Source organism: Aliirhizobium sp. YIM B11859, assembly GCF_057163345.1.
Window position 1 is genome coordinate 361,009 of record NZ_JBXHAY010000007.1, and the last position, 11,792, is coordinate 372,800.

Below are 11,792 nucleotides of genomic sequence, written 5' to 3' on the forward strand. Positions count from 1 at the left end.
CGCAAGTGTTACCACTTGTATTTCAGCGAACCCAGCACCGTGCGGCCCTGGCCGAAATAGCAATAACCGCCATTGCAGACCTGTTCCTCGAGATTGGCGAGATTGGTTGCACTGACCGCCAGCGAAAGCCCCTTCAGGTCAGGCGACTTTGCACCGAAATCATAGGAAATCGAAGCGTCGAAATAGACCACGCCTGCATTCCTGGCCGTATTGTAGTCGTCGGTAAACGACTTGCTCGTCGCACGGACACCGCCGCCAATGCTGAGACCGCCAATCGCCATATCCTCGGGCGCATCGTAATTGACCCACAGTGACGCGACATGCCGGGGCGTCGTTGTCGGTGTATTGCCGATGATGGACGTATCGAGATTGCCGGTGATTTCGCCATGCGCATAGGTATAGGCAGCAATCAGGCTGATGCCGTTGTCGAAAGTTTTGCGACCCTCGATCTCGAAGCCGGTGAACGTGTTCTCGCCGGAATTCTCATAGATATAAACCGGGCCGGCCGCACCTGCGTATTGCGGCTTTCCGGTTTCCACAAGCCGGTAGACGGCCGTGCTCAACGAGAGATTCTCGCCTTCAGGCTGATATTTGATACCGGCCTCGATCTGGCGTCCTTTCGTCGGGTCGAGCACTGCAAGCGAGGCCGAACGTTCGGTCGAAGGCACGAACGAAGTTCCGTAACTCACGTAAGGGGCAAGGCCGTTGTCGAAAAGATAGAGAAGGCCGACCTGCCCCGACAACGCGCCCTCATTCTTCTCGGCGCCGGTACCGGCAACCTTGTCGGCGGTCTCCTGATGCAGCCAGTCGTAACGCAAGCCGCCGACGAAACGCCAGTTGCCGATTTCCGCCTGTTCCTGAGCATAAAGCCCTGTCTGGCGGAGGTCGTTGCTGGTGAAGCCCGTAAGTTCCGGGCTAGGTGCGCTGCGGATATCGCCAGGCAAAGTGGATCCATACCCGTCGGCAAAATCGGAATTGACGCCGGTATAGTCCAGCCCGACAAGGAAGGTATGGGAGACAGCGCCGGTATCGAATTTGGCCTGGAGCTGGTTGTCGATCTGATAGGCACGCATTTTATCCGTAACCGCTGCGGTTCCCCAGGCCGCGGTCGGATCGCTGAACATTGTCGTGCGATCGACATAACGTGCCTTGAGGTGCAGGTCGCTGACGCGGGCGTTTTGCCGGAAGGTCAGGCCGTTGTCGAATTCGTGCTCGAACTGGTAGCCCAACTGGTACTGCCGAATTCTCTGATAGTCGTAATCGGGGTCGCTGACACGATAGATCTGGCCGTCGTTTTTGAACGTCCAGGCGCTCGAATCGGTTTCCGTGTTCTGTGCCAGACCGTAGACCGTGAGCTTGGTGCTATCGTCGGGCTTCCATGTGAACGAGGGTTGCAGCAGGTAGCGGTCGTCTGCGATGTCGTAATTGGTCTCACCCTGCCGCACGAGGCCGACGACACGGTAGAAAAGATCGTCGCTCTCACCCACCGGCCCGCCGAAATCGAATGCAGCCTGCTTGCGCCCGATTGTGCCATATTGAAGTTCGACCTCGTGGTGAGCCTCTTCCTGTGGCAGCTTGGAGATCCGGTTGACGATGCCGGCAGCACTTGCTGCGCCGTACATGACGGATACGGGCCCCTTCAACACTTCCACGCGGTCGAGCGTGTAGACTTCGGTCGTAAACGCACCATAGGTCATAACCGGCTGGCGCAGGCCATCGCGAAAATCGCCGCCCATGGTCGTCTCGATGCCACGGATATATATCTGGTCGAATCGCGGGTCGTATCCGAAGCCACCGGTTCCGATGCCGGAGCTATAGCGGGCTGCCTGGATCATGTCGCTGGCACCACGCTGCTCCATTTCCTTGCGGGTAATGACGGCGACCGAGCGCGGTGTCTCGACGAGTGGCGTGTCGGTCTTCAAGGCAGAAATAGCGCGCTCGGGAACGATCGTATCATTGTCTTCGCTGATCGTTTTGGCTCCGGACCCGCTGATAACGATCGGTGCAAGCTGCGTCGCATCACCAGTTGCATCCTGCGCAAATGCCGTCATGGGCATCAATGCTGCGGCCATCGCACCAACCATTATAGTCGAGCTGAGCAGGTGGCGGTGCGCAGGGAACTGATTGAAAGATAACGTCATTGCCCGATCCTTTTCGGCAAGCGGCAAACTGCGATGAATGATCCGGAGAGATCATGAATGTGAGGAAGCGGCGAGAGAATGCCGGGCGAGGTGGCTCACCGAGCGCAGCTATAAGTGCTAAACTTATGGCGATCAATAAAATATGATTTTTGTTGTCATATTTAGGCGGGAAATTGTCATATTTGCCACGCCACCCCGGCAAAACGTGTCCTGCCAATTGGCCGCCCAATCGCCGCCATCTGCCAGATCGTCAGTGCAAAACAGCGCCGAAGCCGCCGCTTGATGGCAACAGGCCTGTAAGCAGCCATTGATGAAACGGCCGGCAGAAGCGTAACGGGATGCCGTGGCGATTGCGGCGGAAGACTTAAGCTCAGGACCTGACCGCGAAGGCGACGGCAATCGCTCGGTTGACGGCTGGCCCGAGTACCGACATGTGGGTCTCACCGGCGAAAAGCTCGAATTCGGTGCGAATGCCGTCCGCAGAACCGTTCAGTCGCACCGCCATCTCCTCCGCCAGGGCAACTGTGCGTTCCATCTTTCTTTTCTCCAGGCGCGATGCGGCATCCTCGTTGCGATACTGGAAGGGTGCAAGCTCGTCCCCCTCATATTCGCCGGCCGACAGATGTAGAAACGGCGCGTTGCCCGGTGCGCGCGCGCGACGCGCCTCATTGTTCAGGATTTCGCTGCCTTCCCAATAGATTGTCGGGCTGGCCGCGATCCAGTTGCGGAACAGGCCGGGTCGCTCGAACAAAGCATAAAGGGCAAACAGGCCACCGAAGGAATGCCCGAAAAGCGATCGCCGCGCCGGATCAATCCGCACCATGTCGGAAAGTTGCGGAATGAGTTGCGTCTCGATGAAGGCAAGCAGTTCGCCGGTTCCGCCGATCATAACGGGAGGACCGCCCTCGAAATAAGGCGGATAGGATTTGACCGGCGGCGGCCCCAGATCCCAGGCCCTGCGCTGTGCATTATAGGGTTCGTCGGACGGATAACCGATCGCCGCGACCACACCCCAGCCGACATTGGTTGCTGTCGGGTAAGGTGCCTGCGTCACAAGGCTTGCAGCGGCAAAAGGAAAGGTGGCATTGCCGTCGGTCATCACCAGCAGCGGCCAACCCGCAGCAGGCGGCTCCCCGACAGGTATCGAAAGAAAGATGCGATAAGGCTCGCCACCCGCAGCCGGTGCCAGATCGAAAAATACCATTCCCGGCATCGTGTAAGGCTTTTGGCTCGTCATTCCCGCGCATCCCCGACAGAGTGAAACACGGTGCTAGGCGACAATGACGCACCTCGCAATCGGATGAGCTCGTATTTTTCAAAAATCGGATCACCACGACCTTGAGCGGATAAAATCAGGTGACCGGATGTCGCAATAGATCCGATCCCCGCGTCGCTTTTGAACATAACGAGATTGTTCTATCGCTCCCGCTTCGCGATATTTTGCCACCGTATATATCGATCAATTTCAGATCCTTGACGTCAGATCGACACAGGAAGCCGGCTTTCGAGTGCGCTTCCGCTTGACGCGATCCTCTATCTGGTTGACAACTCTCATCAGCAAGACAGACCGGTCTTGCTTCTGTCATATGATCGAAGCCCGTCGATCATGCCATGTTGAAACGACCAGTTCGAAGCGATCCAATGAGAGAATCCATACCAGACCAGATCCTCACCGCAGCCGGAGCACTGTTTTATCGCGAGGGCATAAGGGCCGTCGGCATCGACCGCATCATCGAAGAGGCAGATGTGGCCAAGGCAACCCTCTACCGGCATTTTCCATCGAAGGACCATCTCGTCGCTGCCTATCTGCAGACCCGGCATGAACGGGTGATCCGCGCGTTGCAGGAGGTCGTGGATGCGGCAATGGCGCCGAGGGAGCAGATCGAGCTGATTTTCGAGCGCCTGTATGAAAAGGCCGACAGCCCCGAATTCCGCGGCTGCGCTTTTGCCCTGGCGGTCGCCGAGCATGGCGATTCCGAACGGGTCGTATCCGTCGCGCGCACCCACAAGGCGATGGTTCGCGACATCTTCGCTGCCATTATTGCAAAAGACGGCAGCCATGCAGAACAGGCGGCCGCGCATCTTTCCCTTCTCTATGAGGGTGCGCTGGCAACGGTCGCCGTCGGACGCGATCCGAAAACGGTCCTCGTCGCTCGCGACTGTGCCCTGTCCGTCTTCGACATGACGGCCCGCAACAAGCCCACCTGAAAGCATCAGACAATGACAAAGACCATCGATTATTTCTTCAGCATCGGCTCGCCCTGGGCCTATATCGGCCTGGGGCCTTTCGCGGCGCTGGCGAGCGAGCACAATGCCACGATCCGCCCGCATGTCATTCCGCTGATCGAGGACAATGGCGGCATCTATTCGCGCAACCGGCCGGAGCCGCGCCGGGCCTATTGGACCAGAGACCTGAAGCGCTGGGCCGCGTTGCGGGGCAAGCCGCTCAGTTTCGAAAACCGCGCCGCCCTTTCCGATCCCGCGCCGGCAGGCCTGATGGTCACCGCCGCAATCGAAGCGGGCGAAGACTGGCTGACGCTGACGAGCGCGCTTCAGGATGCTTTCTGGGGTCGTGGCGAAGACATCGGCAAAACCGAGATCCGCCATGCGATCGCGAATGCCGCAGGCTTCGATGGCGCGGCACTGGACGAGCGGGGCGGAAGCGATGCCGTACAGGCGATCCGCAAATCAAGCTACGAGACGGCAAAGGCAGCCGGCGTCTTCGGCCTCCCGACCTTCCGCTACGAAGATGAACTCTATTGGGGGCAGGACAGCCTGCCCTTCCTCGAACGCCATCTCAAGGGCGAAAAGCTGGTCGCCTGATTTCATTGCCAGCGTTCAGACTTGCGCCGCATCCAAACGCCGGGGCGGGACAAGTCAGAGCGTGAAAGATATATTTCCGGAGTTTTCCATGTCCCTTTCCCTTCCCGGTTCCCTCGTTTCCACCGAATGGCTGGCCGCGCATCTTGGCGATGCGGATCTCGTCATCCTCGACGGCTCCTTCAAGCTGCCAGGCGTCAAGCCCATCGCTGCCGAGGACTTTGCCACACGCCACATCACGGGTGCGCGTTTCTTCGATATCGACACGATCGCCGATCACGACACATCCTTGCCGCATATGCTGCCCTCGCCTGAAGCCTTCGAGGGCTATGCGGCCGATCTCGGCGTCTCGAACGACAGCACCGTCGTCGTCTATGACACACCCGGCCTGATGTCGGCCGGCAGGGTCTGGTGGACCTTGCGGATCTTCGGCCACGACAAGGTCGCGGTACTCGATGGCGGTCTTCGTAAATGGCTGGCGGAAGAACGCCCGGTGACGGATGCACTGCCCTCCGTTGCCAAGGGAAATTTTGTCGCAAACTTCGATCCTTCCGCCGTCCGCTCCAAGGCAGAGGTTCTCGGCAATATCGGCACTTGCGCCGAACAGGTCATCGATGCACGTTCCGCCGCACGATTTGCCGCCGACGAGAAGGAAGCGCGCCCGGGCCTGCGCTCCGGCCATATTCCGGGCAGCCTCAACCTTCCCTTCAACGCGCTCACCAATCCCGAGACCGGGGAAATTCTCGATACGGCGAAAATCCGAAAGGCGTTCGAGACGGCAGGCCTCGATTTCTCCAGGCCCGTCATCGCAAGCTGCGGTTCCGGCGTCACGGCCGCAGCGCTCGCCTTCGGCCTGCATCTCGCCGGCAAGGATGACGTCGCCATCTATGACGGCGCCTGGACCGAATGGGGCCAGCCGGGTGACACGCCCGTGGACACAGGGCCGGCCCTCAAGGGAGAGAGCAAATGAGCGAGCTGTCGACCGCGCTAGCCGAAACCCTGAAAACCCGGTTCGAGGAGAGGTTTTCGACATCCCAAGCGCTCCGTGAGCAGCATGGCCGCGGTGAATCCCATCACACGCCGGCAATCCCCGATGCCGTCATCTTCGCCGAGACGACCGAGGACGTCGCCGAGATCGTCCGCCTCTGCGCCGCGGAAAGCGTTCCCGTCATCGCCTTCGGCGCCGGTACCTCTCTCGAGGGCCATCTGACCGCCGTGCGCGGTGGCGTCTCGATCGATCTGTCCCGCATGTCAAAGATCACCCGCATTAGCGCCGAGGATCTCGACTGCACGGTGGAAGCCGGCGTCACGCGCGAGCAGTTGAACACGCATCTGCGCGACCTCGGCCTGTTCTTCCCGATCGATCCGGGTGCCAATGCCTCGCTTGGCGGCATGGCGGCCACCCGTGCATCCGGTACCAACGCGGTTCGCTACGGTACCATGCGCGAAAACGTGCTGGGCCTGACAGTGGTGTTGCCGAACGGAAATATCATCCGCACCGGCGGCCGGGCGCGCAAATCCTCGGCGGGTTATGATCTCACCCGGCTTTTCGTCGGCTCGGAAGGCACACTTGGCATCATCACCGAAGTGACGCTGAGGCTCTACGGCATTCCGGAGACGATCTCGGCGGCGCTCTGCTCGTTTGAAAGTGTCGAACAGGCGGTTGCCGCGGCAATCCAGGTCGTCCAGCTCGGCATTCCGGTCGCCCGCATGGAGCTAATGGACCGCGGCCTGATCAAGGCGGTGAACGCCTATTCCGGACTGTCGCTGAAGATTGAGGACACGCTCGCCTTCGAATTTCACGGCTCGCCCGCCGGCGTGCAGGAGCAGGTGGAGATGGTGGCGGCAATCGTCGAGGAAAACGGCGGCAAGGATTTCGAATGGGCGAATGCAGCGGAGGAACGCAACAGGCTATGGAAGGCGCGCCACAACGCTTTTTACGCCGTCGTCTCGCAGCGTGAAAACGCCAAGGGCTGGTCGTCCGATGTCTGCGTGCCGGTCTCGCAGCTGAGCGGCTGCATTTTGAAGACGCGTGAATTTCTGGCAGGCTGCAGCGTGCCGGCAGCCATTCTCGGGCATGTCGGCGACGGCAATTATCATGTCGTCTTCGCCGTCGATCCGGCCAATCAGGCCGAACTCGATGAAGTCGCGGCAATCAACAAGAAGATGGTGCAATATGCGATCTCGGTCGGCGGTACGTCGACGGGCGAGCACGGCGTCGGCACCGGCAAGATCGCCTATCTGCGGGCCGAACATGGCGACGCCGTGGATCTGATGGCGGTCATCAAGAACGCTATAGATCCCGCCGGCATCATGAACCCGGGCAAGGTCTTGCCAAACTAGACCTTGCCCGCAGAAAACGACATGGATTGCCGAGGATCGATTGCGATGAATTCACTCAAGCCGCACAGCTCCCACTGGGGTGCCTTTTCCGGCCGTTATGAAAACGGCAAGCTTGAAATAGTCCCGCATCCCGATGATCCGCATCCGTCACCCTTGCTCGGCAACATCCCGGCGATCGCCGATAGCACCGCGCGCATCAAGCGGCCGGCGATCCGGCGTGGCTGGCTCGAAGGCGCGCCCGGCAATGCCGGCAGGCGCGGCGCAGACGACTATGTCGAAGTCAGCTGGCAGGAAGCGATAGAAAGGGTCGGTGGTGAACTGCAGCGCCTATATGCCCAACATGGCCCGACAGCCGTGTTCGGCGGGTCGTACGGCTGGTCGAGCGCCGGCCGTTTCCATCATGCGCAGAGCCAGATCCATCGTTTTCTGAACGTGCTGGGCGGTTATGTCCGATCGGTCAACACCTACAGTTCCGGCGCCGCCTCGGTGATCATCCCGCATGTTCTCGGGCCGTATGACACGTTCGACCGCAAGAGCGTCACCTGGGATGCGATCGAGCGAAGCACCGAGCTTGTTGTTGCCTTCGGCGGCATGGCGATCAAGAACGCCGATGTGCATGGCGGCGGCATCGGCGCGCATATCGTGCGGCCGAAGCTTTCGGGTGCCCGCGCCCGTGGTGCCCGGTTCATTTCCGTCAGCCCGCTGAAAGATGATTTTCCCGCTGAGGTGAATTCGGAGTGGCAGCCGGTCATTCCCGGCACCGATGTGGCGCTGATGCTCGGCCTTGCCCATCTTCTGGTAACCGAAGGCATGCATGACCGCGCTTTCCTCGATCGCTACACGGTCGGTTACCAGCGTTTCGAGGATTATCTGCTCGGCCGCACCGACGGAGTGCCGAAAACCGCCGAATGGGCCGCGGATATCTGCGGCATCGATGCCGCGACCATCAAGGATCTGGCACGTGCCATGGCGCGCTCCAGAACCCTGATCACCGTCAGCCATTCGCTGCAGCGGGCCGATTATGGCGAACAGCCTGTATGGATGGGCATCGTGCTTGCTGCCATGCTTGGCCAGATGGGGCTCGATGGCGGCGGTTATTCCTATTCGCTCGGCGCGCTTGGCAATATCGGCAAGCGCCAGCTGGCCGTGCCGCTGCCGACGCTCAACCAGTTCAGGAACCCCGTGACGGACTTCATCCCCGTTGCCCGGATCGCCGACCTGCTGCTTAATCCGGGTGGCGAATGCCATTACAACGGCAAGGCCCTGCGATATCCCGACGTCCGCCTCGTCTATTGGGCGGGCGGAAACCCGTTTCACCATCATCAGGATCTCAATCGCCTGCGAGCCGCCTTCAGGCGTCCCGAAACGATCATCGTCCACGAAACTGCCTGGACCTCGACCGCCCGCCACGCCGATATCGTTCTGCCGGCAACGACGACGCTCGAGCGCGACGATATTGGTGCCGCCGACCGCGACGACCTGATGGTTGCAATGAAAAAGCTGATCGAGCCGGTCGGCGAGGCGCGCGACGATTACGAGATATTTTCCGAAATCGCCCGGCATCTCGGCAAGTTCGACGCCTTCACCGAGAACCGGACATCCGGAGAATGGCTTTCCTTCCTGTTCGAGACCACCCGCAAGGCGCTCGAAGCCGGTGGCCACGATGCCCCGGATTTCGAAACATTCTGGGCGCGGGGCGAATTGCGGCTGCCTTTGCGGTCCGACGAAGGCGGGCCGGCAACTGCCTTCCGCAACGACCCGTCCACCTCGCCGTTGCAGACACCATCCGGCAAGATCGAGATCTTTTCGCAGACGATCGAGGGTTTCGGTTATGACGACTGCCGCGGCCATCCGCACTGGTATCCTGCCAGGTCGGCAGCAGAGCCTGAACACGAAGACTATCCGCTGCATCTGGTCTGCAATCAGCCGCACCAGCGCCTGCATAGCCAGCTCGACTATGGCGATTTCAGCCGTTCGACAAAGATCAGGGACCGGGAGCCGGTCCGCATCAATCCGGCCGATGCGGCGGCACGCGGCATAAAGGATGGCGAGATCGTTCGACTGTTCAATATCCGCGGCAGCTGCCTTGCAGCCGCCGTGTTGAGCGAGGATGTGCGGCAAGGCGTGATGCAGCTTTCGACCGGCGCATGGTTCGAGCCACACGATCGCCAGGCGGAAAATGCCACCTGCATCCATGGCAATCCGAATATCCTTACCCGTGATATCGGAACCTCGAAGCTGGCGCAGGGTTGCACCGGGCAGATTACCAGAGTGGACGTCGAGCGCTTTTCGGGTGACCTGCCGCCGGTGCGGATTTTCGACGAGATGGTGTTTGCCGAATTGCGATAATCGGTTCGGCGGCTCCCGCTGAGCCGCCGAAGACGATCAAAAGCCCGGTGAAACACGAAACCCCGCCAAGCCAACAATTGCGACAAAATAATCCATAAAATCGATAGAAAAAGAATAGTCAGTCTTTCTCATTCGAGCCGCCCTGCTAGGCTGAGTGTCATGACATTCATCAAAAGCAAGAGGGACGCGACATGACCGGAAAGTGTACAAGCCAGCGCGCTCCACGCTCGAAACGGCCGTCTCTGGCTGTTCGATAACGGCCGAGCCGCAAGTGCTTCCCGCCACTGAGGCGCTCTGAGAAAAGCATCTTTCATCATCAGGCAGCTGCTCCGCCCACCCGGCGAAACCGTCGGGCGGAAACGGCGAGTCGTGTCCTTTTTCCCATTCTCCGCGGCAAGCGAAACAGCACCGGCCCGGAACCAACACAACCCCAATCATCAGGATCACCCCATGACCGAACGTTCCTCCCTGCTTTCCCTCTCCCGACGGCGCCTGCTCATCACCACCTCCGTGGCGGCCGCAGCAGCACTTGTCGCTCCATTGGGGTTCACCCCGGCACAGGCCGCGGAAAATCCGCGCGATGGCGGCGACATCACTTTCCTGATCGATTCCCTCGGTGACACCTGGATCCCCAATAACAGCGCCATTTCCAGTTTTCAGGGCCATATCTGGGGTCATGTGACCGACAAGCTTCTTTATGTCGATGCCGACGGCAAGGTCAGCCCCTGGCTTGCCGAACGCTGGGAACAGAACGACAAGGCGACCGAATTTACACTTCATCTTAAAAGCGGCGTGACCTTCTCGGATGGGGTGCCGCTCGATGCGGCCGCGGTCGTTGCCAATCTCGACATCTGGTATGCCGGCCGCAAGAACGAGGGCATCAACCCGATCGGGCTTTTCCCGAAAACCTACGAGCGCGCCGAGGCTATCGATGCCTCGACCGTCAAGGTCTTCTTCAAGAAGCCGACACTCGGTTTCCTGCCGACGCTGGGCTACCACGGCTCCATCCTTGTTTCCCCCAGGAGCATTGCGCAACCGGCCTCGCAGCAAGCCGATCTCAGCAAGACCGCCGGCAGCGGGCCTTACGTGGTCGATAGTTGGAAGGAGGGCGATTTCGTCAAGCTGGTCAAACGCAAGGACTATAACTGGGGGCCTGCGGCCGTCGGCCATACCGGCCCTGCATTCCTGGATTCGATCACCTACAAGCTGGTTTCCGAACCCTCGCTCCGGGTCGCATCGGTGCAGTCCGGCCAGGCCGATATCGCCTACAATGCCTCCCCTCAGGAGTTGAAATCCCTGAAGGAGGAAGGTTTCAGCATCTCGACGCCGCGTTATCTCGGTTTCGTCAATGGCTGGGCGGTCAATACCAAGCTTGCACCCTATGACGATGTGAAGGTCCGTCAGGCACTCCAGGCCGGCATCAATCGCCAGGAAATCATCGACACCGTCTATACGCCGGACTGGCAGCTCGCGACGTCGTTCATCCAGAGCAATGTCCCCGGCGCCACCGATCAGAGCGCGCTTCTTGCCTACAATCCGGAAAGGGCGGAAAAGCTGCTTGACGAAGCAGGCTGGGTAAAGGGTGCGAACGGCCTCCGCACCAAGGACGGCAAGCCGCTTGCGATCACGCTTCATTCCAATCCCTATCTCGCTACCTCCAAGTCGGTTGACGAACTGATTGCCCAGCAACTGGGTAAACTCGGCTGGAAAGTGGATATCCGGGCGTATGACGTCGTCACCTATGGCGAAAAGGTCAAATATGCGGCTCCGAATGTCCCGACCTATGAGGTCACCCGAAGCTTCATCGACGCGGGAACCGTTGCCGGCATCCTGACCAATGCCAACAACGGCGAGAACTGGTTCGGGCTTGGAGAAAGCGATGCGAAGCTCAACGATCTGCGCGACAGGATCGCAGGCGCCGGCTCTTTCGAAGAGCGCAGCCCGCTTCTCAACGATCTTCAGCATTATGTCCTCGACCAGGGGTATTTCATCCCGCGTACGCAGATCGTCCAACGCATCTACGTGCAGTCGCCGACGCTGAAGGGCGAAGTCTATAACGGCGTCGCCTATGCCAGCTATTACACGGCCTTCCTTGCCGACTGATCCCGAAACAAACCGAGCAATGCAAGGAGGGAACGG

Annotated in this window: 9 protein-coding genes; 6 read left to right on the plus strand and 3 right to left on the minus strand. The window is 60.0% G+C overall.

Going from position 1 to position 11,792, the window contains the following annotated elements:
• Positions 1-8: 8 nt before the first annotated feature.
• From AC2GXZ_RS25085 to AC2GXZ_RS25095, 3 genes are all read right to left on the minus strand, one after another.
• Positions 9-2,084 (minus strand): TonB-dependent siderophore receptor, encoded by a 2,076-nt coding sequence (locus tag AC2GXZ_RS25085; RefSeq protein ID WP_483761982.1) that lies wholly within the window; start codon positions 2,082-2,084, stop codon positions 9-11.
• Positions 2,020-2,358, minus strand: coding sequence for a hypothetical protein (locus AC2GXZ_RS25090; protein WP_483761984.1), 339 nt, complete (start codon positions 2,356-2,358; stop codon positions 2,020-2,022). Before AC2GXZ_RS25090 ends, AC2GXZ_RS25085 begins: the two co-directional genes overlap by 65 nt.
• Before the next feature lie 153 nt (positions 2,359-2,511).
• Positions 2,512-3,378: an alpha/beta hydrolase gene (locus AC2GXZ_RS25095; protein WP_483761939.1), complete on the minus strand. Its 867-nt coding sequence runs from the start codon at positions 3,376-3,378 to the stop codon at positions 2,512-2,514.
• 404 nt (positions 3,379-3,782) lie between these two features.
• Here AC2GXZ_RS25095 and AC2GXZ_RS25100 point away from each other — a divergent pair, with 404 nt between their 5' ends.
• From AC2GXZ_RS25100 to AC2GXZ_RS25125, 6 genes are all read left to right on the plus strand, one after another.
• Entirely contained in the window at positions 3,783-4,349 is a 567-nt protein-coding gene (locus AC2GXZ_RS25100; protein WP_483761940.1) for a TetR/AcrR family transcriptional regulator, read from the plus strand.
• 12 nt (positions 4,350-4,361) lie between these two features.
• A complete protein-coding gene (locus tag AC2GXZ_RS25105; RefSeq protein WP_483761941.1) occupies positions 4,362-4,964 on the plus strand; it encodes a DsbA family protein in 603 nt (200 codons plus the stop codon).
• An 88-nt stretch (positions 4,965-5,052) separates the two neighbouring features.
• Positions 5,053-5,931, plus strand: a complete 879-nt coding sequence (sseA, locus tag AC2GXZ_RS25110) for a 3-mercaptopyruvate sulfurtransferase (RefSeq protein WP_483761942.1) — start codon at positions 5,053-5,055, stop codon at positions 5,929-5,931.
• On the plus strand, positions 5,928-7,304 hold the full coding sequence (locus AC2GXZ_RS25115) for an FAD-binding oxidoreductase (RefSeq protein WP_483761943.1): 1,377 nt from the start codon (positions 5,928-5,930) through the stop codon (positions 7,302-7,304). Before sseA ends, AC2GXZ_RS25115 begins: the two co-directional genes overlap by 4 nt.
• 45 nt (positions 7,305-7,349) lie before the next feature.
• Positions 7,350-9,653 carry a molybdopterin-dependent oxidoreductase gene (locus tag AC2GXZ_RS25120; RefSeq protein WP_483761944.1) on the plus strand — a complete coding sequence of 768 codons (2,304 nt, stop codon included), beginning with the start codon at positions 7,350-7,352 and terminating at the stop codon, positions 9,651-9,653.
• A gap of 450 nt (positions 9,654-10,103) precedes the next feature.
• Positions 10,104-11,756, plus strand: a complete 1,653-nt coding sequence (locus tag AC2GXZ_RS25125; protein ID WP_483761945.1) for an ABC transporter substrate-binding protein — start codon at positions 10,104-10,106, stop codon at positions 11,754-11,756.
• The last annotated feature ends 36 nt before the right edge of the window (positions 11,757-11,792 follow it).

Coding starts and splice junctions, on each gene's coding strand:
- AC2GXZ_RS25085 (WP_483761982.1), bottom strand. CDS start 2,084: ATGGTTGGTGCGATGGCCGCAGCATTGATGCCCATGACGGCATTTGCG.
- AC2GXZ_RS25095 (WP_483761939.1), bottom strand. CDS start 3,378: ATGACGAGCCAAAAGCCTTACACGATGCCGGGAATGGTATTTTTCGAT.
- AC2GXZ_RS25100 (WP_483761940.1), top strand. CDS start 3,783: ATGAGAGAATCCATACCAGACCAGATCCTCACCGCAGCCGGAGCACTG.
- AC2GXZ_RS25105 (WP_483761941.1), top strand. CDS start 4,362: ATGACAAAGACCATCGATTATTTCTTCAGCATCGGCTCGCCCTGGGCC.
- sseA (WP_483761942.1), top strand. CDS start 5,053: ATGTCCCTTTCCCTTCCCGGTTCCCTCGTTTCCACCGAATGGCTGGCC.
- AC2GXZ_RS25115 (WP_483761943.1), top strand. CDS start 5,928: ATGAGCGAGCTGTCGACCGCGCTAGCCGAAACCCTGAAAACCCGGTTC.
- AC2GXZ_RS25120 (WP_483761944.1), top strand. CDS start 7,350: ATGAATTCACTCAAGCCGCACAGCTCCCACTGGGGTGCCTTTTCCGGC.
- AC2GXZ_RS25125 (WP_483761945.1), top strand. CDS start 10,104: ATGACCGAACGTTCCTCCCTGCTTTCCCTCTCCCGACGGCGCCTGCTC.